Here is a 24,399-nt window from a genome sequence, read left to right as displayed (position 1 = left end):
ACCCTGGCGGGCGTGGGAAACCTGGTGGAGGGCTTCGCGAACTCGGTGCGTGCCTTCCCCACGCGCGACGCCGTCCGCTGCGGCGCCCGGGCCGTGACGTACCGGGAACTCGACGACCGGGTGAACGCCCTGGCGGCCGCACTGATCAGGGCCTCGGACGACCCGAGTCGCCCCGTGGGCATCCTGCTGGAGCGCTCGGTGGACATGATCGCGGCGGCCCTCGCGGCGCTGCGCACCGGATCTTCGTACGTGCCCATGGACCCGGCGACGCCCACGGCGCGGCTCGAACTGATCCTCGACGACGCCGACCCCTCCGTGGTGGTCACCACGCGGGAGCTGGCCGGCTCGCTCGCCGCCGGACTCCAGGTGGTGTGCGTCGATGACGAGCTGCCCGTCCCGGCGCAGGAACTGCCGCACCCCGGCATCGCAGCCGACAGCCGCGCGTACATCATCTTCACCTCGGGTACGACCGGCCGCCCCAAGGGCGTGCAGGTGTCCCACGGCAACGTGCTGCGGCTCTTCTCGGGTACGGAGGCACTCTTCGGGTTCGGCTGCGAGGACGTCTGGTCGCTGTTCCACTCCTTCGCCTTCGACTTCTCGGTCTGGGAGATGTGGGGCGCGTTGCTGTACGGCGGCTGCGTGGTCGTCGTGGAACAGGAAGTGGCGAAGGACCCGCGTACCTTCTGGGAACTGCTCCAGCGGGAACGCGTGACCATGCTCAGCCAGACCCCCACGGCGTTCAACCAGCTGACCGTCGAGGACGCCGCGCACGCGGCCCGGCTGCCGCTTCGTTGGGTGGTCTTCGGCGGCGAGGCACTGCACTTCGGCAACCTGCGGCGCTGGGTCGCCAAGTACGGGGACGACACCCCGCAGCTCATCAACATGTACGGCATCACCGAGACGACGGTGCACGCCTCCTTCCGCCGGGTGCTGGAGCAGGACCTGTCCCAGGCCGGATCCCTGATCGGCCTGCCCCTGCCCGACCTCGGCTTCGTGCTCGTCGACGACGAGCTGCGGGAGGTGCCCGCCGGCGAGGTGGGCGAGATCGTGGTCACCGGTCCCGGAGTGACCCTCGGCTACCTGGGGCGCCCCGATCTCACCCGCGAGCGCTTCGTCGAACTCCCCGGCCACAGCGGGTTGGGATACCGCTCCGGAGACCTGGCGAGGATCACCGGGACGGGCGAGTACGAGTACCAGGGCCGCGCGGACGACCAGGTCAAGATCCGCGGCTTCCGGATCGAACTCGGCGAGATCCAGGCGGTGCTGAGCGCGGTCACCGGTATCACCCAGGCCGCCGTGGTCGTCACCACACCCGAAGCCCCCTCGAACCCCGTCGTCAAGGAACGCTCGGTCTCGGCCAGGATCACCGACGTCCGCGACCTCATTCGCGGGGGATCGCGCGGCGACCACCGCTCGGCGGAGTCCGGACCGCGGATCGTGGCCTACGTCGTGCGCGGCGAGGGCTTCGACCCGGCCGAGCTCTTCTCCCGCTTGCGCGAGCGGCTTCCGCACTACATGATCCCGGCCTTCGTCGTGCCCGTGGACAGCATCCCCATGAACCACAACGGCAAGGTCGACCGCAAGGAGCTGCCGGCCGCCTCGGCCGCGAACTGCCTGCGCGAGCCCGCCGGTGAGGCATCGGGAGCACCCGCGGGGGGTTCCGAGGACGCCCGGGCCATCGTGGAGATCTTCGAGGACGTCATCGGCATCACCGGCGTGACGGAGACCGACTCGTTCTTCAGCATCGGCGGTGACTCGATCATGGCGCTGCAGCTGCGCGCCCAAGCCCTGGGGAAGGGCATCACCCTGGAGCTGCGCGACATCTACGCCCTGCAGACCCCGCTCGCCCTCGCCGAGGTGGCGGTGCGCGAACAGGCCCCGGAGACCGCGTCGCCGAGCGTGGCACCGTTCAGCCTGATCAGCGACGAGGACCGCGGCCTGATCCCCGACGGGGACGTCGTCGACGCCTACCCCGTGGGCACCCTCCAGGCGGGCCTGCTGTTCCACAGCGCCTACGAAGCCGACGTCAACATGTACTGCGACATCTTCATGTTCCGGCTCAAGGCCGCCTACGACCACCAGGCCATGGAGCGCGCAGTGGCACGGGCCGTGGACCGGCACGAGATCCTGCGCACGTCGTTCGACTTCAACGGCTACTCGGAGCCCCTCCAGCTGGTCCACGCCCACGCCGCCACCCACGTCACGGCCGAGGACCTGCGCCACCTGTCCCCCTCGGAGCAGGAGGCCGCACTCGACTCGTGGCAGCTGGCGGAGCGCGGGGTCGGTTACGACTGGACGAATCCGCCGCTCATGCGGTTCACGGTCCACGAGCTCGCCGACGACGAGTTCATGTTCTCCATGAGCTTCCACGACGCACTGCTCGACGGCTGGAGCGAGTCGTCCCTGATCACCGAGATCCTGGCCGACTACTGGGCCCTGCGCGACGGAGCGCAGAAGGAAGCGGCCGCCCGTCCCGTCCGGCGCTACGCCGACTACATCGCCCTGGAGCAGGGAGCACTTGCCGACCCCGCCATCGAGGACTTCTGGCGACAAGAACTCGAAGACACCACTCCGACGATGCTTCCGCGCCTCGTGGAGGGGCCCGAAGACCGGCACGAGGGGACGATGGGCTTCCTCAGCGTCGACATCGACCCCCAACTGTCGCACGCGCTGGACGACATCGCCCGCGAGCACAACGTGTCGCTCAAGCACGTGCTGCTCGCCGTGCACGCCAGGGTGCTGTCCTGCCTCACCGGCAGCAGCGAGGTCGTGCTCGGCGTCGAGTCCAACGGCCGCTCCGAAGAGGAGGGCGGCGCCGACGTGATGGGGGTCCACCTGAACGTCGTGCCGTACAAGCTCAACAGCCGGCAGGGCGCCTGGAACGACCTGATCGCCGCAGCCTTCGCCAAGGAGCAGCAGCTCCTTCCCGTCCGCCGGTTCCCCTACGCGCGTCTGCAGCGGCTCATCGACGTGCGGGAACTCACCGACATCAGCTTCAACTACACCCACTTCCACAGCTACGAGCAGCTCGCCTCGGCCACCGCGCTCGAAGTGCTCGACGCCAAGGCCTACATCCAGACGCACTTCACGCTGCGCACGGAGTTCAACAAGGACCCCTTCACCAAACTGCTGTCCCTCGACCTCGAAGCCAACATGCGGCGGATGACCGAGGACCAGCTGCGCCTCGTCGGCGAGGTCTACCGCAACGCACTCGACGACCTGGCCGCCGACCCCCGCTCGGTGCCGAGCCAGCGCACCCTGCTCGGCGAGGAGCGGTGGCACCGGCTGCTCGACGGGTACGGCGAGCCGGCCGAGGCGCTCCGCGCGGACGGCTTCTTCCCGGTGTTCGAGGAGAGGGCCGCCACCCACGCCGACCGCATCGCGGCCCTGTGCGGAACCGAGACCATCACCTACGAGCGGCTCGCCGAGCGGGCCGGCTCCGCCGCGACCGTGCTGCACGAGCTCGGTGCGGGACCCGGGACGGTCGTCGGCGTGGTCGCCGAGCGGAACATCGACTACCTCGTGGCGACGCTGGCCGTCATGCGGACCGGCGCGATCTACCTGCCCCTCCCCGCGGGACCCGTACAACGCGTCGCCGCCATGCTGCGGACCAGCGGCGCGGACCTCGTCCTGTGCGACGGGCAGACGCGGACCGCGGCCGAAGAGGCCACCGGCGGTTCGGTGCGCGTGGCGGAACTGGGGCCCCTGCTGGCCTCCGCCGAGGGCAGCGCACCGTACCGGGGCCGGCTGCCGGGCGGCAGGGACGACGCGTACATCATCTTCACCTCGGGCTCCACCGGCGAGCCCAAGGGAGCACTGCTGCGCCACGACGGCATGCTCAACCACATCCAGGCGAAGCTGGACGCGCTGGAGATCCGTCCCGGGGACCGGGTGTCGCAGGACGCCGCGGCGACCTTCGACATCTCCGTGTGGCAGATGCTCGCACCGCTCGCCGCCGGCGCGACCGCGGTGATCTACCCGGACGCCGTCAGCCAGGACCCCTCGCGGCTGCTGCGGGCCGTCGCCGAGGACGGCATCACGGTGCTGGAGGTTTCCCCCACCGTGCTGAGCGTGTTCGCCGCGGAACTGGCGCACTACGGCAACGACGCGTTCGGTGCCTTCGCCCTGCGCTGGGTGGTCTCCAGCGGGGAGACCCTCACCCCCAAGTGCGCCAACGCCTTCCGTGCGCAGCTTCCCGACGTGCGGCTGCTCAACATGTGGGGCGCCACCGAGGTCTCCGACGACTGCACGCATTACGAAGTGGTCGCAGTGGCCGACGAGCGGGCCGCCTCCGTGCAGGTCGGCCGGCCGATCAGGAACGCCAAGGTCTACGTCCTGGACGACAACCGCGAGCCGGTGCCGGTCGGCACCCCCGGCGAGCTCTACGTCGGCGGCCTGTGCGTCGGCGGCGGCTACGTCAACAACCCGGAGCGCACCGCCGCCGCCTTCGTGCCGGACCCGTTCGGGGAATCACCCGAGGTCCTCGCCTACCGCACCGGCGACCGGGGCCGGCAACTGGCGGACGGCGGCTTCGAGTTCCTCGGCCGGATCGACACCCAGCTCAAGATACGCGGCCACCGCATCGAACTGGGCGAGGTGGAACGGGCCCTGGCCACCGTGGAGACGTTGCAGGAGAGCGCCGTCACGGTGCGGGCCGACGGCGAACACGGCAAGCAGCTCGTCGGTTTCTACGTCCCCAAGGCCGTGCAGAACTCCGCCGCGGCCGCCGGTGACACGCTGCTGAGGCTGGAGGTCTCGCCCGTCGAACTGCGTGACCGGCTGGGCTCGCTCCTGCCGCGCTACGCCGTGCCCGACTACCTGATCGCCTTGGGCGAGCTGCCCCGTACCCCGCACGGAAAGGTCGACACCAAGGCTCTCGCGGCGTGGGACCTCACGGACCTGGACACCACCGTGCAGGACGACAGTCTTCCGCCCACACCGACCGAAGCCGCGGTCATCGAGGTCTGGGCCGGTGTGCTCCGCACCGCCCGTCCGCCGGCGGCCCTGTCCAACTTCTTCGCCCTGGGCGGACACTCGCTGCACGCCGCCCAGGTCATGGCCCGCCTCAGGGACCGGTTCGGCGTGGACCTTCCGCTGCGCCTGCTCTTCGAGAACCCGACCCCGAGGGCACTGGCCCACCAGGTCGAGGAACTCGTCGGGTCCCCGGCGGCCGGCGCCACGCCCCCCTCGCGCATCACCCCCCTCGAACGACGGCCGCGGGAGTTCCCGCTCGCCCGCAACCAGGCCAGCCTGTGGTTCCTGAACCAGGTCGACCCGCAGGACCGTTCCTACGAGAACACCACGCTGCTGCACCTGCGGGGCGACCTCGACGTCGAAGCGCTGCGCAGCGCTGTCGACACCCTGGCGGGCCGCCACGAGATCCTCTCGATGCGCTTCGGCAACCGGGAAGGCGTTCCGTACCAGACCCCGCGGGCCGGGGCGGCCGTCCGGCTCGAAGTCGTCGACGCGTCGCATGAAGAGGCGGCCGACGCCGAAGCGATGAAGGAGTACGTCCGCCGGCAGACCGGCGCTCTCCGCTTCGACCTCGAGCGCGGGCCACTCGTGGTGGCGCGTCTGTACCGGTTCACGCCCACGCAGCACGTCCTGCAGTGGAGCAGCCACCACGTGGTGTCGGACGGCTGGTCGACCGACGTCGCCATCCGCGAGATCACCGAGGCCTACCTGGCGCACCGCGAGGGCCGCATCCCACGGCTGCCCGAACTTCCCGTCCAGTACGGGGACTACGCGCTGTGGCAGCAGGAGCAGCCGTCCGGCGCGGGCTCCGCGGAGGCCGCCTTCTGGCGCACCTACCTGGACGGCTACCAGGGCGAACTCGCCCTGGTGACCGACCAGGAGCGCACCGAAGACCGCAGCCGGACCTCGGGCCACCAGGTCAAGGACTGGGAGCCCCGGATGACGCGGCGCGTCGGCGAGCTCGCCCGAGCGCGCGGGGTCACCCCGTTCATGGTGTTCCACGCGGCCACCGCGGCCGTGCTGTCGCGCTTCGCCCAGCAGTCGGACCTGGTGATCGGGTCCGCCGTGGCCGGACGCGGGCTCCCGGAAACGGCGAACCTGATCGGCTACTTCGCCGACACCCTGCCGTTCCGCTACCACGTCGAACCGCAGACGACGGGCGCGCGGCTGCTCGACTCGGTCGCCTCCAGCGCGCTGTCCGCCCTGGAACACCAGCAGATGCCCTTCCAGGAGATCGTCCGGGAAGCGGGCGGCGAACGGACGCCCGGGGTCTCCCCCCTGGTGCAGGTGCTCGTCACCGTGGACAACTTCCCCCTCGACCTGGACGCCCTTCCCGGGATCTCGGCCGCCCTGGAGCAGGTTCCGCCCGCAACGGCCCTCTTCGATCTGCTGTTCCGGTTCGTCGAGGACCCCTCCGGGCTGCACCTCACGGTCCAGTACGACGCGACCCTGTTCACCCCCGCCACCGTCGAGCGTCTCGTCGACGCCGTCGACAGGGTCCTGGAAGCCCTGCTGGAGCAGCCGGACACCGAGCTCGGCGACATCGTCCTGACCGGTGCGGAAGACCTCGCCGCCCTCCAGGCGGCCTGGCAGGCGGTCAGCCGCGAGGAAGTGGACTTCGCGCACCAGGCGGCGCGTGCCGTCGAGTCCCCGCAATGGCCGGACTTCCTCGCCCGGGTGGAGGCGGAGGGCCTCCTCTCAGCCCTGCTCCTGGCCCTCTGACATGGCAGCGAATCCGCTGGTCCAAGAAGGAAACCAACCATGACCTCAGATCGTGCAGACCTTCTCCGCCGCCGAGTGGCTCTCCGCGGCAGCTCCGGTCGGGTGAACCCGGTGCCGGCGCGCTCCCTCGCCGGTGCGAAGAGCCTGGTAGAGGCCTTCGCCGAGACGGTGACGGCCTTCCCCGAGCGTGACGCGGTGCGGTGCGGCGGCCGGTCGCTGACGTACCGGCAGCTGAACGACCGGGTCAACGTGCTCGCCTCCGCGGTGCTGGCGCGGGGCGGCGACGCCTCCCGCCCCGTGGGTGTGCTGCTCGAGCGTTCGGCGGACATGGTGGCCGCCGCGGTGGCGGTGCTGCGCACCGGCTCCTCCTACGTGCCGCTCGACCCGGCGACACCACCGGCGCGTCTCGCGCTGATCCTGGAGGACGCCGCTCCGTCCGTGGTGATCACCTCGCGGGAGCTGGCCCGGTCCGTACCCGCCGGCATCCCCGTCGTGTACGCGGACGGCGAGCTGCCCGCGCCCGGGCACCTCCCGGAAACCACCGGCATCGGACGCGACACCCGGGCCTACATCATCTTCACCTCGGGTACGACCGGCCGTCCCAAGGGCGTCCAGGTGTCACACGGCAACGTCCTGCGGCTGTTCCACGTCTCGGAAGCGCTCTACGACTTCACCGCCGACGACGTCTGGTCGCTGTTCCACACCTTCGCCTTCGACGTGTCCGTCTGGGAGATGTGGGGGGCGCTGCTGTACGGCGGCTGCGTCGTCGTGGTGGAGCAAGAGGTGGCCAAGGACCCGCGGGCGCTGTGGGAACTGCTCAAGCGGGAGCGGGTCACGATGATGAGCCAGACTCCCACCGCCTTCAACCAGCTGATCGCCGAGGACGCCGGGCGCGCGGAGCGGCTGCCGCTGCGCCGGGTCGTGCTTGCCGGCGAGGCCCTGCACTTCTCCGACCTGCGGCCGTGGGTCGCCAAGTACGGCGACGCCCAACCCCAGCTGATCAACCAGTACGGGCCCACGGAGACGACGGTGTACGCGTCGTACCGCCGGGTGCGCGAGGCGGACCTCGCACAGTCCCGGTCGCTGATCGGAGGCCCCCTTCCGGACCTGGCCTTCCTGCTGGTCGACGAGGAGATGCGTGAGGTCCCGCCGGGTGAGACCGGCGAACTCGTGGTGACCGGGCCCGGCGTCACCCAGGGCTACCTGGCGAGTCCGGAGCTGAACCGGGAACGGTTCGTGGAGCTGCCCGGCGGAGCCGGGCGCGGGTACCGCACGGGTGACCTCGTCCAGTCGGCCGGGGCGGGCGACTACGCCTACCTCGGCCGCAAGGACGACCAAGTCAAGATCCGCGGGTACCGGGTGGAGCCGGGCGAGGTGGAGGGCGCCCTGCGCGCGCTCGACTCGCTCGGCGAGGCCGCCGTCACCACGCGGGACCTCCCCGGGCTGGGCACGAGCCTGATCGCCTACGTGGTCCCCCGCGCGCCCGGCGTGACCGCGGTGTCGCTGCGGGAGCAGCTCTCGGCAGCGCTGCCCCCGTACATGCTCCCCAGCGTGTTCATCCCGCTCGACTCGCTGCCCATGACCCAGAACGGCAAGCTCGACCGCCGCGCCCTCCCGGACCCCGACCGGGCCACCGTCCTGGGCGAGGCGCAGGAGGCGGAGCCGCAGGAGTCCGCCTCCGACACCACGGCGGTGCGGATCGCAGGGATGATCGCCGAGCTCCTGAACCTGGAGCGGGCCAACCCGACGACCGGTTTCTTCCAGCTCGGCGGTCACTCGCTCGTCGCGATCACGCTGCTGGCGCGGGTCCGGCGCGAGTTCGGCGTCGACGTGCCGTTGCGCGACTTCCTCCGGGAACCGACCGCCGCCGCCCTGGCCGAGGCCGTTCGCAACGCGACCTCCGAGGGACAGCACGGTGCAGGCGGAGTGGCGCTGGTCAAGGCGCCGGCGGGCGCCCACCCGCCGGCCACCGATCCCCAGAGGCGGCTCTACTTCCTCGCGGCCCTCGAACCCGAGAGCGCCGCCTACAACCTGCACCAGACCGTCCTGATGCGCGGGGACCTGGACGCCGCAGCGCTGGGCAGGGCCTTCGGGGCCATCGTGGACCGCCACGCACCGCTGCGCACGGTCCTGCGGCTGGAAGGCACACAGCTGGTTCAGGTCGTACGGACGCCCGGCCGGTTCACCCTGCGGACGGAAGCCCTCGGGACGGACCCCGGCGAGGACCCGATGAGCGCGGTACGGCGGCTGTCGGCGCAGGAACTGGCACGCCCCTTCGACCTGGAGCAGGACGACCCGCTCAGGGTCCGCCTGGTCCGGATCTCCGAGGGACTGCACGCCCTCCTGATCACCGCCCACCACGTGGCCTCGGACGGTTGGTCCAACTCCGTGCTCAGCCGTGAACTGGTGGACTTCTACGCGCACTTCAAGCAGGACGCGGCCGCGACGGACCTCCCGCTCGCCCCGCTGAGCGTCGAATACGGCGACTACGCCTACAGCATGGACCGCTGGGCCGACAGCGGCGCCGCCGAGCAGGACATCGACTACTGGCAGAAGCGGCTCGAAGGACTGCCCGTCGTGCACGGGCTGCCGCTCGACAAGCCGCGCCCCCGCAACATGACCTACGCGGGCGGCATCCACGAGGAGTCACTGGCGACGCCGCTCACCGAGGAACTGCGGGCGCTGGGCCACGGCGAGAACGCCACTCCTTTCACGCTGCTGCAGGCCCTGTTCGCCGTGCTCCTGGCCCGCCGCTCGGGCGACCGCGACATCGTGGTGGGGAGCCCCGTGGCGAACCGGCGGCACGCCGAGCTGGAGGGGGTGATCGGCATGTTCGTGAATTCGGTCGTGCTGCGCACCCACGTGGACGGTGATCTCACCTTCCGCGAGCTGCTCGGGCAGGTCAGGGAACGGACCCTGCACGACTTGGAGCACCAGCACGTGCCCTTCGACCACCTGGTCAAGCGGCTCAAGCCCGAGCACAGCGCCGCGCACTCGCCCCTCTTCCAGATCATGTTCGCCTACCAGAACAACGAAGCCGCCCGGCTGGACCTGGAAGGACTGGAGGTCACCCTGGTCCACTCACCGGAGCAGGACGTACAGACCGACCTGGTCCTCGACGTGCTCGAAGCCGGAGGCGGCCTCACCCTGCGCTGGCGCTACAACACGGACCTCTTCCACAGCGGCACCGTCCGGGAGATGGCCGGGGACTTCGGCCGGCTGCTGCGAACCGTCCTGGACGACCCGGACGCCCCGGTCTCCACCCTGACCGCCGCACCGCGCGGCGCGGCCGGCGACACGGGCACGGGCACGGGCACGGTACACGGCCTCTTCCCCCTGAGGCAGAACCCCGAGGGCGAGACGGCGGTGTTCGCGCTGCCCGGCGTACTCGGACTCGGGGCGTCCTACGTCCAGCTGTCCGCGCACTTCGGCGACCGGTCCTTCTACGCACTGTCGACGAGGGCCATCGCGCAGGCCCAGGGCGCCGCCCTGTCCATCGACTCCCTGGCGGGCGAATGCGCCCGCATCATCGACGAAGCGGCGGCCGGACGCAGGATCCACCTCGTCGGCCACTCCTACGGCGGCGCCCTGAGCCCCTACGTCGCCGACGCCCTGCGCTCCCGCGGCGTCCGAGTGGAGAGCCTGGTGGTGCTGGACGCCCTCACCCCGGCGGCGGTCCAGCGTCAACTCGCCACCTCACGCACCGAACGCCTCCAGGCGTTCCTCGGCACACTGGCCGACCTGTTCCCCGGCCTGAGCGCGTCCGCCTCGCAGGCCGATCCGGCCGCGCTGTGGACCATGCCGGAGGACGCCCTGCTGGACAAGGTGGAGGAGCTCCTCGGCCCGGACGCCCTCGAACTGCTGGGCGGGGGGCTCCACGAAGCCCTGGAGATGTTCGTCCGCATGTCCTGCCTCACGTGGCCGGCGGTACCGTCCGACGTACCGCCCGTCCTCCTGATCGAGGCTGCCCAGGACAGTGGCCGCACCGCCGAGAGCCCGCGCGAGGGCTGGGAGCGGATCACGGCCGGCGGACTGTCCTGCGCGAGCGTCGATGCGGGCCACGAGAGCATGCTGCGCCATCCGGGCGCCCGCGACACCGCCCTGCTCATGCAGCGGTTCTTCCACCGGCACGACGCCCGCCTCAGCGAAGCCGGGCAGGGGACCGCACGATGACGACGCGCACCACCACCGCCGCACCCCCACTGGCCAGGCTCCTGGTCGCCGGTTCCGGCATCATGATGCTCGCCAACTCGATCAGCATTCCCTTCCTCGCGGTGTTCCTGCGCCGGGAACTCGGCCTGGAGCCGGGCACCATCGGCTTCATCGTCGGCTCGTCGGTGTTCTTCGCGATCTTCGCGGGGCTCGTCGGGGGCTCCGTCTCCGACGTCCTCGGACGCACACCGCTGCTCCTGTTGTCGCTGCTCGGTGTCGTCGTGTCCTTCATCGGCTTCTACCTCAGCCACAGCCTCGTGAGCGTGTTCGTCTTCAACGCGACGCTCTCCTTGAGCAGCAGTTCGTTCGGGCCCGTGGCCAAGGCGTTGCTGAGCGATCTGCTGCCGCAGGAACGGCGCGTGAAGTGGTTCTCGTACCAGTACCTGGCCGTCAACATCGGCTTCTCGGCCGGCCCGATGATCGGCGCCTTCACGGGCCTGTCCGGTGGCCGCGAGACGTTCCTCATCGCGGCCGCCGTGTACGTGGGCTACTTCGTCCTGCTGGGCTCCGCGATCCTGTTGAGGCCCTCCGGAGCGGCCGGCCCCACCCGCCGGACGACCGAGGAGAGCAAGCTCTTCGGACAGGTCCTCGAAGGGCTGAGGGGAAGTTTCCGGGCCCTCGCGACGGACCGGACGCTGCTCTGCCTCATCATCGCCGGCCTGCTGCTGGAGGCGGTGCACAGCAAGATCTCCGGGGTCCTGGCCCAGCACCTCTCGCTCGGGTTCGAGGACGGGGTCAAGATCCTCAGCTACCTGCTGACCACGAACGCCGTGACGGTCGTGCTCTTCCAGCTGCTGGCCTCGCGCATCTCCCAGAGGCTCGAACCGGTGCGCTCCATCGTGCTGGGCGGCCTGCTGATGTTCGGCGGCATGGCGGGGTTCGGGCTGTCGGGCCAGGCATGGCAGTTCATCGTGGCGATGGTCGTCTTCTCCATCGGAGAGACCTTCATCATTCCCGCCGAGTTCGCGATCATCGACCGTATCGCTCCCGAGGACCGGCGCGGCAGCTACTTCGGTGCCCAGACCATCGCCCAGCTCGGCGGCTTCGTCGGCCCGTTCGCCGGGGGCCTCATCCTCGCCTGGTACGGCGGGACGGCCATGTTCTTCGTCCTCGGCAGCTTCGCCCTGTTCAGCGTGCTCATCTACCTGGTGGTGGGCCGGCGCATCCCCGGCCTGACCCGTCGGGAAGAGCACACTGCAAGGAAGGAGACGGTCTCCCATGAGCAGGCGTGAATCCTTCCGCGACTCCCTCCGCGGCTCCCTGCGCGACCGGGCACTCGGCATCCTCGCGGCACCGAGCCGATGGGCCCGGCCCCGCCCCGGCACTCAGCGGCACGAGGGCATCGTGTCGGGCGCGACCATCCGCCGGGACCACCGGGGCATCCCCTGGGTCGAGGCGGACAACGACGGGGACCTCTATTTCGCCGCGGGCTTCGCGCAGGCCACCGACCGCCTGTGGCAGATGGACGTACTGCGCAGGAGGGCCAAGGGGACGCTGTCCGAGATCTTCGGCGCCGTGGCACTGCCCGATGACGTACGGGCCAGGAAGCTGGCGCTCGAACGGGTGGCGCGGGCTTCGGAGGAACTTCTGGGCCCGGAACGCAGGGCCGCCCTCGAAGCCTTCAGCCGCGGCGTGAACACCGCCCTACGACGGATGCGCCGGCGCGCAGGCCTTCCGCCGGAGTTCATGCTGCTGCGTTACCGTCCCGAGCCCTGGACACCGGTCGATTCCCTCGTGATCGTCAAACACCTGGGCTTCGACCTCGGGGTGAACATCAAGAACGAGACGTTCAGAGCCCGGCTGACCCGCGAACATCCCTCGTGCGCCGCGTCCTTCCTGCACCCGAAGTACCCGGACGGCGGGGCCGTGACCATCAGGAAACCCGCCGGGCCGGGCTCGGCGGACCGTGCGGGGAGCACCGACGAGGCGGTCCTGCGCTCGGAACACGTCGACGCCCTCCCCCTCGGGTCCCGTGACTGGCTCCAGGGGCTCCTGCGCGGAGAACACCCCATCGGGTCCAACGCCTGGGCGGTGTCGGGGGAACGCTCCGCCACCGGTCATCCGCTCCTGGCCAACGACCCGCACATCCTGTTCACCCAGCCCAGCCTGTGGTACCAGATGGGGCTGAAGGTCACCGCCGACGGGGAAGACGCCGCAGACGGATACGGCGTGACCGTCCCGGGCCTCCCGGGCCTGATCGCGGGCGCCAACCGGCACCTCGCCTGGGGCATCACCAATTCCACGGTGGACACCCAGGACCTGTGCACCCTCGACTCCCTGAGCGGCGCCGAACGCACCTGGGAGATCGAGAGCACCATCTCCGTACGCGGGGGAGACGACGTGGTCGTGAGGGCGGCGGGCGGTGTCCGGCACGTGGAGATGGACCCGCCGGCCGCGGATGACGACGCGGGCAGGTACGGGCTCTTCTGGAGCGGCCTCACCCCGTCCACGGAGATAGAAGGCTGCCAGCTGATGTGGCGCGCGCGCGGTTACGAGGAGTTCCGCGATGCGCTGCGCGGCTTCGGAGTCCCGGTGCTCAACGTCATGGTGGCCTGCCGCGACGGCGACATCGCTCTCAAGACCGCGGGACTGGTCCCCGCACGCAGGCCGGCCAGCGGCCTCGCACCGGGCGCATACAGCGAAGTCGCCCGGTCCTGGGAGCGGTTCCTGGAATTCGATGAACTGCCGGAAACGGTCAACCCGGAGGAGGGGTACATCGTCTCGGCCAACCACAAGCTCGTCCCCGACGACGCTCCCGTCCAGGTAGGTATCGACTGGGTGGCTCCCTACCGGGCGGAGCGCATCGAGGAACTGATACTGGGTGCGGGGCCGGTGACCGCCGACGACTGCGCTCGATGGCAGGGCGACACCGCCAACGGTCGCGCGCGCCGTGTCCTGCCGGCCCTGCTGGAAGCGCTGGACCAGCAGCCTCCCGAGGACCGGCTCGCCAGGGCCTGCCACGAACTGCTCAAGGACTGGGACGGCCGTGACGCGGCCGACCAGGCGGCACCCCTGGTGTTCTTCCGCCTGATGCAGGTCCTGGCGGAACACTGGGTGACCAGCAGGCTCGGCGCCGATCTGGCCGGCAAGATGCCGGACATCTCCCTCCAGGTCGACCACATCCTGCTGGACGGTGAGGCCAGGGAGCGGCTCGGAGACCTGGAACCCCTTGCGGCCGTCGTGTCCCGCGCGCTGACCGAGGCAGCCGGCCGGATCTCACGGGCGCACGGCACACGGCCCGCGCTCTGGCGGTACGAGCACGTCCACGTGCTGGCGGACCGGCATCCTCTGGCGAAGGCGGTACCGGCACTGGCCGGCCTCTTCGGCGGCAGGACCACGCCCGTGGGCGGAAGCGGGCATTCGGTCTGTCTGATGACCCCCGACCGGGAAGGCGCCGTCGTGGAGGGCGCCCCTTGGCGCTTCGTGGCCGAACTGGCCGGACCCGGCCCCCACCTGAGGGACGTCCTCCGGCACGGCAGTTCCGGACACCCCCTTTCCCCCCACTACGAGGACCAGACGGACACCCATTCCGCCGGCGGGCTCTACCCCGTGGACCTCCAGGGCGCCGCCCCCCGAACCGGTCCGGGGCTCGTCCTGCGACCGCGGCGCTGACCACGACGCCACCCGTGCGGGCCGCCACCTCACCGGACGGCGGCCCGCACCGCTGCGCGCCCGGACGATCAGGCCGGCGCTCCGCTCCCGTGCGGGTGCAGGCGGTCGGTGAGGAACGCGAGGATCTCGTCGCGGGCCCGGATCGTGGGGTGACCTGCCTCGTCGACGAGGTGGGCCGTGACGACGCTGTGCGGCGTGCCGACCAGCTCGGCGAAGAAGGGCGGCGGGGCCGGGTGGGCGGCGCTGTCGGGCAGGACCCTCCCGTCGAAGGCGTCGCCGAGCAGCGCGCGGTAGGCGGCGAAGCGCTGCCCCGTGCACCAGCGGTCGCCCTCGAAGCGGTAGGCGAGGACGGTGAGTCCGTCGCGGTCGAGCCGGTCGCGTACCGCACGCGCGTCCGCCGCACCGAGTTCGATTGCGCCGGGGTCGTCGAGCGGCAGGGACGGGTGGTTGACCACCGGGGCGATCACAGCCGGTTCCAGGGCCATGGTGAGGGCGAAGTTGCCGGTGAAGCACAGCCCGATCGCGCCCACTCCGGGCCCACCGCACTCGGCGTGGGCCCGGCGCGCCAGGCCGCGCAGCCAGAGCGTCACCGGGCTGGTGCCGCCCCCGGCGAAGGCGCGGAACTCGGCGCTGACACAGGCGCGGCGGACGACCTCCCTACCGCCGTCGACCGTGGGGAAGGCGCCGTCCGTCCCGAACAGCGAGGGCACATGGACGGTGAAGCCGCAGTCGCGCACCCAGCGCGCGAGCCGCAGGACGTCGGGACTGATTCCCGGCATCTCGGGCAGCACCACGACCGCGGGACCGGCCCCGGCCACGTACACCGTCTTCTCCACCCCCTCCACGGCCACGGTCCGGCGGGTGAAGTCGGTGATCGGATCATCGTCGCTCATGGGTACCAGCCTGGTCCCGTCACCAGCCGCGGGTGAGGGGCGGGATCGCCGAGCACAGGGGTAATCTCGCCACGCGCGGTGCGGCGAGCGGCATTCGGTCGGGGAGTTCGGGGCCGGGGACACCAGGGGGTACGGGAGCGGTGGCGCGGGTGGCGCGGCAGGCGCGGGACGACGTGGGTACGGGCGCCGGTCCGGGCGCGCTGCGGGTCGGGGTCCTGGCGTACCCGGGCTGCTTCGCCTCCGAAGTGTTCGGCGTGCCCGACTTGTTGACGATGGCCGGGCACGTCGCCGGACCGGAAGCACCCGGCTGCCAGGTGTACGTCGTCTCGCCCCGCCGCCGGGTCACCGCCTCGGGAGGCGCGAGCCTGGACGTACGTCCGGTGCGCGAGGTCGACGTCCTCGTGGTCCCCGGTTTCGAACTGCACCCGGACACGGACCTCGATGCCCGGCTCGCCCGGCTCGCCCCCGAAATCGCGGCGATCCGCGCGCAGGCCGCCGCCGGAACCGCCGTCGTCTCCCTCTGTGTCGGCGCGTTCCTGCTCGCCGAGGCAGGGCTCCTCGACCGGCGCCGGGCCACCACGTCGTGGCTGTACGCCGGCGAACTGGCCAGGCGCTGCCCGGACGCCGACGTGCGGCCCGAGCAACTGGTCGTCACCGATACGGGGGTGACGACCACGGCCGCCTTCAGCGCCATGTACGACTTCGCGCTGGAGCTGATCCGCCGGCACCACGGCGCCCGGGTGGCCCGGACCACCGCCCGGATCGCGCTCGTCGACGACGCGCGGACCTCCCAGATGCCGTACGTCGACCCGCGGCTCCTCCCGCAGCCCGGCCGGGAGTTCTCCCAGCGGGTCATGCGCCGGCTCGACCAGAACCTCGCCGAACGGTACGACCTCGCCGCGCTCGCGGACGCCTTCCGGGTCAGCACGCGTACGCTGCTGCGCCGCTTCGCCCAAGAGACCGGACGCAGCCCGCTGGGTCACTTGCAGGCATCCCGCGTCCGCCGCGCCCGCCACCTCCTGGAAACCACCGACCGCACCGTCGCCGCCGTCGCCGCGGCCGTCGGCTACCAGGACCCCGGCACCTTCGCCGCCCTCTTCGCCCGCCACACGGGCCATCGCCCCAGCGCATACCGGGCCGCCTTCCGCCGCACGGGCTCCGCGTCGCCCGGCCGGCCGGCCGCCCCTGGCCCGCCTACCGCGTGGCCCCCCGGCGACGAAAGCAGCCGTAGGGCTTCGCACCGTCAGCGCAGGAAGTCCAGCAGCTGACCGTTCAGCTGCTCGGGCGCGGTGAGTGGCAGGGAGTGGTGGGTGGCCCCGGGGAGCACTGCCACCTCGCCCCGCGCGAGCGCCCGGCGGGCCCTGCCGGCGATCCGTTCGGCGTGGTGGGCCCGGCTGTGCTCCGCGAGCAGCACCAGGACCGGCATGCGGAGGTCCGTGGGCCGGGCGCGGCCGCCGACGACGAGCTTGCGACCGGGGACGGTGGTCGCGAGCGCGTACAGGCGCTGCCAGGCCTCGTCCGGGCGGCTGCCTCCCGTCTCCCAGGCCAGGAAGGCGCGGGCGCGCGTCCGGCTCGGGCGGAGCAGGGAGGGCAGCGCGCGCAGCAGGTAGCCGGGGCGGAACCCGGCGAAGACCTGGGTGGGGTCGACCAGGGCGAGGCGCTCCACCCGCTGCGGTGCGCGGAGTGCGTACCTGACGGCCAGCCAGGCACCGTACGAGTGGCCGCACAGGTGCACGCGGGCGAGCCCGAGCCCGTCCAGCAGCGCATCCAGCCAGGCCACGAGGTCGTCGGCGCTCCTCAGCGGTGTGCCCCGGCGTTCGGTGCGGCCGGCGTCGCCGAGGAGGTCAACCGCATGGACGCGGTACCGCTCCCCGAGCGCCGGTGCGTTGGCGAACCAGACCAGGCCGGTGGCGGAGCCGCCGGGCAGCAGCACCAACGGGCTCGCGTCCGCAGGGCCGTACACGTGGACGCGGGTGCGCCCGTACGGTGTGGCGACGTCACGCTCCTCGGTGGACTCGGGCCAGCGGGCGCGGAGCTCGTCGTAGGCGAGGTCGAAAGCGGACGGGGACACGGCCATTCCTCTCGCTGAGCAATAATCTCGATCAGCGAGATATTATGCAAGGGTTCGAGGGAGCGTGCATGGACGATCAGAGCCCGGCGATGCGGTTGGTTCACCTGCTGCGCGCGGTCACCGTGGAGTTCGACCTGCTCGGCGCCGACTTCGCCGTGCGCCACGGGCTGCACCCCACCGATGTGCGCGCGCTGATCCACCTGCTGGACGCGGCACGGGCCGGTACTCGCGCCACACCGGGATGGCTCGGCGGGCAACTCTCCCTGAACTCCGCCGGAACCACCGCACTGGTGGACCGGCTGGAGCGGCTCGGCCTGGTGCGGCGCAGCAGGGACACGGCCGACCGGCGGCGGGTTCTCCTGGAGGTGGAGGAGAAGGCCACGGAGCTCGGGTGGGCCTTCTTCGGCCCGGTGATCGGCGAGGTGGTGGCGGCCGCGGAGGGCTTCGGCACGGACGAGTTGGAGACGGTGCGCCGCTTCCTGACCACGGTAGTGGAATCCACCGGCCGGGCACGTACGGTCCGATCGTGAGGGCCCCCGGTCCGGGGAAAGGGCGGGCGTGCCCCGTCAGGGGGAGCGGCGGGCGTTGAGCCGGGCGGCCTGGCGCGTCAGGTGGTCGCGCTCGGCGAGGTCGGGTGCCTTGTGGGCCGCCTCGGCGTACAGCCGCGCCGCTGTCGCCAGGTCGCCGTCGCGCTCGTGGAGGTACGCCGCCACCGCGGTGTGGCGGGGCAGGGAGGCGTCCAGCTCCGCGAGCGCCGCCAGGCCGGCGCGCGGTCCGTCGGCCTCCCCGACGGCGACCGCGCGGTTGAGCCGGACGACCGGGCTGTCGGTCAGGCGCGTGAGCTCGTCGTACCACTCGACGATCTGTACCCAGTCCGTCTCCCCGGCCGTGGGCGCGTCGGCGTGGAGTGCGGCGATGGCGGCCTGGGCCTGGAACTCGCCCAGCCGGTCGCGGGCCAGGGCCGCCTGGAGGATCCCGACGCCCTCGGCGATCAGTGCGGTGTCCCACCGGCCGCGATCCTGCTCGGCGAGCGGCACCAGGCTGCCGTCCGGCGCGGTCCGGGCGGCACGCCGGGCGTGGTGGAGCAGCATGAGGGCGAGCAGTCCGGCTCCCTCCGGGTGGTCGATCGAGGCCGTCAGCTGCCGGGTGAGCCGGATGGCCTCGGCGGCGAGGTCCACGTCGCCGGAGTAGCCCTCGTTGAAGACCAGGTAGAGGACGCGCAGGACGGTGGCCACGTCGCCCGGCTGGTCGAACCGCACGCCGGAGACGGTGCGCTTGGCGCGGCTGATGCGTTGCGCCATGGTCGCCTCGGGCACCAGGTAGGCCCGGGCGATCTGGCGGGTGGTGAGGCCGCCGACGGCGCGCAGGGTGAGCGCGACGGCGGACGACGGCGTCAGCGAGGGGTGGGCGCACAGGAAGTACAGCCGGAGCGTGTCGTCCACTGCCGGCGCGGGCCCGGGGGCCGGCTCCTCGCCGACGAGGTCCTCACGCCGGCGGCGGGCGGCATCCGAGCGGGTGGCGTCGAGGAACTTGCGCCAGGCCACGGTGACCAGCCAGCCCTTCGCATCCCGCGGAGGGTCGGCCGGCCAGACGCGGACCGCTTCGAGCAGCGCCTCCTGTACGGCGTCCTCGGCCGCAGCGAAGTCGGCTCCGCGGCGGACGAGGACGGCGAGCACGCCCGGCGTGAGGCTCCGGATCAGTGCCTCGTGCATCGATGAGTCACTCCGTGATGGTGCAGTGCGAGCCCAGGAACGGGCGCAGCTCCAGCCACTCGTGGATCGGTTCGCCGCCCGCCCCCGGGGCGGCCGACAGCTCCCCGGCCAGCTCGACGGCGCGCTCGTAGCTGTCGACGTCGATCACCATCCAGCCGGCGATCAGGTCCTTGGTCTCGGCGAACGGGCCGTCGGTGACCGGCGGGCGTCCCTCGCCGTCGTACCGGACGAACGTTCCCTCAGGGGAGAGCGCCTGGCCGTCGACGAATTCGCCGGTCTGTTCGAGGCGGGCCGCGAAGTCGTTCATGTACTGCACGTGGGCCGAGATCTCCTCCGGCGTCCACTTCTCCATCGGCACGTCGTTGGCCGGGGCCGGGGCGCCGCGGTAGTGCTTGAGCAGCAGGTACTTGGCCATCGTGTTCCTCCTCGCTGGTGCGACCCATTGTGGTCGCGTTCACAGCGGGGACGGAGCCGGCCACGGGTTCTCGACACCACCGTCCCCATCTTTTTCCGCCGTCGTGTGACGACGGCGCTCCAGGTCGTGACTCTGAGTGACGGCGGCAAGCGCCGCGGGCCGAGCGGTCACGACCGCGACGGAACCGCCGGATAGGCTGTCCGGACATTGGTCCGGGCATACGTCCGGGCATGCGGGAATCCACGGAGCGGCGGTCGTGTCGGCGGAACTGGCCTTCTCGGTGGGCGATCTGGCCCGGGTGCGCTTCGCCGTCTCCCCGATGTGGGAAGTGGGGCCCAGCCTGCGGCTGCTGTGCTCCGGCCGGGCCCGCGCCCACGCCGTGCACCGGCGGTGGGCCGAGGAGGTGGGGCCCCGGCTGGTCGCCGCCCGGCTCGACCGGGGCTGGCTCGCCGAACTGGTACCCCCCGCCGGCTACGTCCCCGACTTCCTCAACCCGGCGCCCCCCTCCGCCGCCCCCACCCTCGCGCAGGAGCTCGCCGGGATCCGGTCCGTTCCGGCCGCGCGCATACGCCGGGACCTCGACCGGCTGCGCCGCGAGCAGGTCCGGCCGGGCCCCCGGGCAGAGGCCCTGTACGCGGACCCGGAAGGCCTGATCGGCCGGGTCACGGACGAGATCGAGGCCTATTGGGAGCTGGCCCTGGCACCGTACTGGGCACGACTTCGGGCCGTGCTCGACGCCGACGTCCGCCACCGGGCCCGGCAGGCCGCCGAGCACGGCGCGGGCCGGCTCCTCAACGATCTGCACCCTGCCGTCAGTTGGGATGACCGTGCGCTCCGCCTGGACCGGCGCGGCCGCCCCCTGTCCCGTACGGAGGCGGGCGCCGGGCTGCTGCTGATCCCCTCGGTCTTCACGGGACCGGTCCCCTTCACCCGGCTGACGCCGCCGGAACCCCCGCAGCTGGCCTACCCGGCCCGCGGTACCGGCTCCCTGTGGGAGCCCCGCCCGGCTGCCGGGACGGGAGCCCTGGCCGCCGTACTCGGCCGGTCCCGCACCCTGCTGCTGACCGAACTGGACCAGCCCGCTTCCACGACCGAGCTCGCCCGCCGCTCGGGGCTCTCGGCAGCGGGGGTGTCCCAGTACCTGACCGCCCTGCGCGACGCCGGGCTGGTCAGCGCCCACCGGGCGGGCCGTTGCGTGCTGTACGCCCGGACCTCGGCCGCCGAGTCGCTGCTCGCCGCGGCCCGCGCGATGGCCGCGTCAGGGCGCGAGCGCCGGTGAGGCCGCTTCCCAGGCGAACCCGTCCGGGTCCGTGAAGGGGCCGAGGTCGGCGCCGATCGCGATCCGGTGCGAGCCGGTGCCGTCGGGAGAGACGCCGGCGTCCTTGGCGAGGGCCCGGCGCCGGTACAGGGCGAGCTTCATCGGGCCGGGACCGGACTCGAACTCCACGTACGTGCCGCCGAAGCTCTTCGCCACGGCGAAACCCTGGTCGCGGTAGAACCTCTTGCTCGCCGCCACGTCCGCGACGCCCAGCAGGAGCACCATGTCGTCGAAGCGGCGGGTGGCCGGGCCGCTGTCCTTCTTCGCCGAGGTCGCCACCTTCCAGATCGTGCCGTCCGGGGCCCGTACGACCCCGCCGTAGCCCCAGAGGGACTTCGTCACGGGCTTGAGCGCGGTGGCGCCGGCGTCGAGCGCGGCACCGACGAGGGCCTTGACGTCGGCCGGCTGGGCGACGGTGAGCGACAGCGTGAATCCGCGGAAGCCGGTCGTGGGCGCCTGCGAGGCCCGCACGTGCAGCTGCGCGTCCAGCCCGAAGGCGGTGCGGTAGAAGTCGTGGGCGGCCGCGGGGTCGGCCACGTCGAGGGTGATGCGTTCGATGTTCGCCATGTCCCTCACGCTAGGTGCGGGGCAGCGGCGGACGCTTCTCGAAAACTGCCCGATCCCCCCCGGCCCGCCCGTCGGTCCCCGCAGTGGACGGCGGCGCGGCCGGGCAAGAAGAACGCGGCCGGGCGAGAAGAACGCGACCGGCAAAAAGAAAAGGCGCGGAGATCGCTCTCCTCGCCATACCCAAGGTATAGCGCACTGGGGGGCTTGCGGCAAGGCCCCCGTCACGGCGCAGAATCATCGGCCTGAGCCACAACCTGCGGAAAATGGGGGCACGACAGCAGTGAACGAGCAGTATGTGCGGGATCTGGAAGAGGTCGACGAGTCGCAGGCCGGGGTCGCCGGCGGCAAGGGCGCGAACCTGGGCGCGCTGCTGCGGATCGAAGGCATCCGCGTGCCCGGTGGCTTCTGCGTGACGACGGACGCCTTCCGGCGCATGATGGCGCTGACTCCGTCGATCGAGGAGCAGCTGGATCAGCTGTCGCGCGTCGACCCGGACGACAGGCAGGCCATCCGCACGCTCAGCGCGCGGATCCGCCGGACCATCGAGGCGATCACCATCCCGGCCGAACTCGCGGCCGCGGTCAGCCGGGCACTCACCCGGCTCGGCGAGCAGGGCGCGTACGCCGTCCGTTCCAGCGCGACGGCGGAGGACCTGCCGACAGCCTCCTTCGCCGGGCAGCAGGACACGTACCTGAACGTCGTCGGGCCGACGGCGGTCCTCGAGCACGTCCGCCGGTGCTGGGCCTCGCTGTTCACCGAGCGGGCCGTGACCTACCGGCAACGGCAAGGGATCGACCACCGTACGGTCCACATGGCCGTGGTCGTGCAGCAGATGGTCTTCCCGCATGCCGCCGGCATCCTGTTCACGGCCGACCCCGTCACCGGCAACCGCAAGGTCGCCACGGTGGACGCCGGCTTCGGCCTCGGCGAGGCCCTGGTCTCCGGCCTGGTGAACCCGGACGTCTTCTCGGTGCGGGACGGCGAGGTCGTCGCCAGGACGATCGCCGCCAAGCAGCGGGCGGTGCACGCCCTGTCGGCCGGCGGCACGCACGAGGTGGCGATCGACCCGCAGCGGCAGGAGCAGCCGGCGCTGACGGATGCGCAGGTCGTGGAACTGGTGCGGCTCGGGCGGCGGATCGAAGCGCACTTCGGCCGCCCGCAGGACATCGAATGGTGCCTGGTGGACGACGGCTTCCGCATCGTTCAGAGCCGGCCCATCACGACGCTGTTCCCCGTCCCCGAAACCGGCGACGAGGAGAACCGCGTCTACGTCTCCGTCGGTCACCAGCAGATGATGACCGACCCGATGAAGCCGCTGGGCCTGTCCCTTTGGCAACTGACGGCCATGGTGCCCATGCACGAGGCCGGCGGAAGGCTGTTCGTCGACGTCACCCGGCGCCTGGGCTCGCCGACGAGCCGCACCGGCCTGCTCGACCTCGTGGGGAGGGGCGACCCTCTGGTCAGGGACGCGCTGGAGACCGTCCTCGACCGTGACGACTTCGTCCCCTCGCTCCCCGACGCGGGTCCCGGCGGCCCGCCGGCCGGCAGTGCGGCCGCGCCGATCGAGACCGACCGGGCGATCGTCACCGAACTGATCGAGCGCAGCGAGACGTCCCTCGCCGCCCTGCGCAGTGACATCCGGACGAAGACCGGACCGGCGCTGTTCGACTTCCTGCTGGAGGCATTCGAAGAGCACAAGCGGATCCTCAGTGATCCGCCGAGCCTCCAGGTGATCATGGCGGGGATGGAAGCCACCTGGTGGCTCAACGACAAGCTGTACGAGTGGCTCGGCGAGCAGAACGCGGCCGACACCCTCACGCTGTCCGCCCCTGACAACGTCACGTCGGAGATGGGACTCGCGCTGCTCGATGTGGCGGACGTGATCCGCCCGTACCCGGAAGTGGTGGCGTTCCTGCAGGGCGTCGAGGACGAGGGCTTCCTCGACGAGTTGGCGAAGCTCCCGGGCGGGCCGCAAGCGTGCGAGGCGATCGAGGCCTACCTCGTCCGGTACGGCATGCGCTGTGCAGGCGAGATCGACATCACGAGGCCCCGCTGGCGCGAGCGCCCGACCACCCTCGTGCCGGCGATCCTCGACAACGTCAGGAACTTCACGCCGGGCGCCGCCGAGCGGCGCTTCGAGGAGGGACGGGAGAAGGCGCAGAAGAAGGCGGAAGAGGTGCTGTCGCGGTTGCGGGCCCTGCCGGACGGGGACCGCAAAGCCCGTGAGGCGAAGCGGATGATCGACCGGGTCCGGACTTTCATCGGGTACCGGGAGTACCCGAAGTACGGCATCGTCAGCCGCTACTTCGTCTACAAGCAGGCGCTGATGGAAGAGGCCGGGCGCCTCGCGCGGGCCGGCGTGCTCGCGCAGGAGGAAGACGTCTTCTACCTCACGTTCCAGGAGTTCCACGAGGTCGTACGCTCACACCGGGTCGATGGCCGGCTCATCCGGCAGCGCAAAGAAGCGTTCCGCTCCTACCACGCGCTCACACCGCCGCGGGTGCTCACATCGGACGGCGAGACCTTCAACGGGGCCTACCGGCGCGACGACGTGCCGACCGGCGCCCTGGCCGGCCTGCCGGTCTCGGCCGGGACCGTCGAAGGCCGGGCCCGCGTCGTCCTCGACATGGCACGAGCCGATCTCGAAGCGGGCGACATCCTGGTCACCACGTTCACGGACCCCAGTTGGACGCCGGTCTTCGTCGGGATCGCGGGACTGGTGACGGAGGTCGGCGGCCTGATGACGCACGGCGCCGTGATCGCCCGGGAGTACGGCTTGCCGGCCGTCGTGGGTGTGGAAGGCGCCACCCGGCTGATCCGGGACGGCCAGCGGATCCGCGTGCACGGAGGGGACGGGTACGTGGAGATCCTGTCCTGAACGCCCGCACGGCGTCCGGCTCCCG

Annotated in this window: 13 protein-coding genes; 8 read left to right on the top strand and 5 right to left on the bottom strand. The window is 71.7% G+C overall.

Annotated features, from left to right (window positions below):
- Nucleotides 1–12 precede the first annotated feature (12 nt).
- The 4 genes from OG861_RS02230 (at nt 13) to OG861_RS02215 (ending at nt 14,520) form a co-directional block, all read left to right on the top strand.
- Nucleotides 13–6,696, top strand: a complete 6,684-nt coding sequence (locus tag OG861_RS02230) for an amino acid adenylation domain-containing protein (protein WP_330261087.1) — start codon at nt 13–15, stop codon at nt 6,694–6,696.
- Nucleotides 6,697–6,807: 111 nt separating this feature from the next.
- Nucleotides 6,808–10,869 (top strand): amino acid adenylation domain-containing protein, encoded by a 4,062-nt coding sequence (locus OG861_RS02225; protein WP_330261086.1) that lies wholly within the window; start codon nt 6,808–6,810, stop codon nt 10,867–10,869.
- A complete protein-coding gene (locus OG861_RS02220) occupies nt 10,866–12,140 on the top strand; it encodes an MFS transporter (RefSeq protein ID WP_330261085.1) in 1,275 nt (424 codons plus the stop codon). The genes OG861_RS02225 and OG861_RS02220 overlap by 4 nt, the downstream gene beginning before the upstream one ends.
- Entirely contained in the window at nt 12,127–14,520 is a 2,394-nt protein-coding gene (locus tag OG861_RS02215) for a penicillin acylase family protein (RefSeq protein ID WP_330261084.1), read from the top strand. Before OG861_RS02220 ends, OG861_RS02215 begins: the two co-directional genes overlap by 14 nt.
- Nucleotides 14,521–14,588: 68 nt before the next feature.
- On the opposite strand, the gene OG861_RS02210 is transcribed toward OG861_RS02215, so the two are convergent.
- The gene (locus OG861_RS02210; protein ID WP_330261083.1) at nt 14,589–15,413 is read right to left on the bottom strand and encodes a dienelactone hydrolase family protein; all 825 of its coding nucleotides are present in this window, start codon (nt 15,411–15,413) and stop codon (nt 14,589–14,591) included.
- A 149-nt stretch (nt 15,414–15,562) separates the two neighbouring features.
- Between OG861_RS02210 and OG861_RS02205 the strand changes: the two genes are divergently transcribed.
- On the top strand, nt 15,563–16,681 hold the full coding sequence (locus tag OG861_RS02205; RefSeq protein WP_329201077.1) for a GlxA family transcriptional regulator: 1,119 nt from the start codon (nt 15,563–15,565) through the stop codon (nt 16,679–16,681).
- On the opposite strand, the gene OG861_RS02200 is transcribed toward OG861_RS02205, so the two are convergent.
- Nucleotides 16,657–17,490: an alpha/beta fold hydrolase gene (locus OG861_RS02200; RefSeq protein WP_330261082.1), complete on the bottom strand. Its 834-nt coding sequence runs from the start codon at nt 17,488–17,490 to the stop codon at nt 16,657–16,659. The genes OG861_RS02205 and OG861_RS02200 overlap by 25 nt on opposite strands.
- Nucleotides 17,491–17,552: 62 nt before the next feature.
- On the opposite strand from OG861_RS02200, the gene OG861_RS02195 reads away from it, so the two are divergent.
- Entirely contained in the window at nt 17,553–18,014 is a 462-nt protein-coding gene (locus tag OG861_RS02195) for a MarR family winged helix-turn-helix transcriptional regulator (RefSeq protein ID WP_329201080.1), read from the top strand.
- Nucleotides 18,015–18,050: 36 nt separating this feature from the next.
- Here OG861_RS02195 and OG861_RS02190 read toward each other — a convergent pair whose 3' ends face one another.
- Together OG861_RS02190 and OG861_RS02185 are read right to left on the bottom strand one after the other, a co-directional pair.
- Nucleotides 18,051–19,196, bottom strand: coding sequence for an RNA polymerase sigma factor (locus OG861_RS02190; protein WP_329201082.1), 1,146 nt, complete (start codon nt 19,194–19,196; stop codon nt 18,051–18,053).
- Nucleotides 19,197–19,203: 7 nt separating this feature from the next.
- Nucleotides 19,204–19,611, bottom strand: a complete 408-nt coding sequence (locus OG861_RS02185) for a YciI family protein (RefSeq protein WP_329201084.1) — start codon at nt 19,609–19,611, stop codon at nt 19,204–19,206.
- Nucleotides 19,612–19,867: 256 nt separating this feature from the next.
- On the opposite strand from OG861_RS02185, the gene OG861_RS02180 reads away from it, so the two are divergent.
- Nucleotides 19,868–20,890: an ArsR/SmtB family transcription factor gene (locus tag OG861_RS02180; protein WP_329201086.1), complete on the top strand. Its 1,023-nt coding sequence runs from the start codon at nt 19,868–19,870 to the stop codon at nt 20,888–20,890.
- Here the strand turns inward: OG861_RS02180 and OG861_RS02175 are convergent.
- The gene (locus tag OG861_RS02175; protein WP_330261081.1) at nt 20,870–21,496 is read right to left on the bottom strand and encodes a glyoxalase; all 627 of its coding nucleotides are present in this window, start codon (nt 21,494–21,496) and stop codon (nt 20,870–20,872) included. The genes OG861_RS02180 and OG861_RS02175 overlap by 21 nt on opposite strands.
- A 280-nt stretch (nt 21,497–21,776) precedes the next feature.
- Between OG861_RS02175 and rph the strand changes: the two genes are divergently transcribed.
- Nucleotides 21,777–24,374 carry a rifamycin-inactivating phosphotransferase gene (rph, locus tag OG861_RS02170; RefSeq protein WP_330261080.1) on the top strand — a complete coding sequence of 866 codons (2,598 nt, stop codon included), beginning with the start codon at nt 21,777–21,779 and terminating at the stop codon, nt 24,372–24,374.
- Nucleotides 24,375–24,399 lie beyond the last annotated feature (25 nt).

The organism is Streptomyces sp. NBC_00539 (assembly GCF_036346105.1).
Classification (GTDB): Bacteria; Actinomycetota; Actinomycetes; order Streptomycetales; family Streptomycetaceae; genus Streptomyces.
The sequence above is the reverse complement of the archived record's forward strand: the minus strand, read 5'-3'. Positions and strand labels throughout refer to the sequence as shown.

Coding starts and splice junctions, on each gene's coding strand:
- OG861_RS02210 (WP_330261083.1), bottom strand. CDS start 15,413: ATGAGCGACGATGATCCGATCACCGACTTCACCCGCCGGACCGTGGCC.
- OG861_RS02195 (WP_329201080.1), top strand. CDS start 17,553: ATGGACGATCAGAGCCCGGCGATGCGGTTGGTTCACCTGCTGCGCGCG.
- OG861_RS02200 (WP_330261082.1), bottom strand. CDS start 17,490: ATGGCCGTGTCCCCGTCCGCTTTCGACCTCGCCTACGACGAGCTCCGC.
- OG861_RS02190 (WP_329201082.1), bottom strand. CDS start 19,196: ATGCACGAGGCACTGATCCGGAGCCTCACGCCGGGCGTGCTCGCCGTC.
- OG861_RS02215 (WP_330261084.1), top strand. CDS start 12,127: ATGAGCAGGCGTGAATCCTTCCGCGACTCCCTCCGCGGCTCCCTGCGC.
- OG861_RS02175 (WP_330261081.1), bottom strand. CDS start 21,496: ATGGCGAACATCGAACGCATCACCCTCGACGTGGCCGACCCCGCGGCC.
- OG861_RS02220 (WP_330261085.1), top strand. CDS start 10,866: ATGACGACGCGCACCACCACCGCCGCACCCCCACTGGCCAGGCTCCTG.
- OG861_RS02185 (WP_329201084.1), bottom strand. CDS start 19,611: ATGGCCAAGTACCTGCTGCTCAAGCACTACCGCGGCGCCCCGGCCCCG.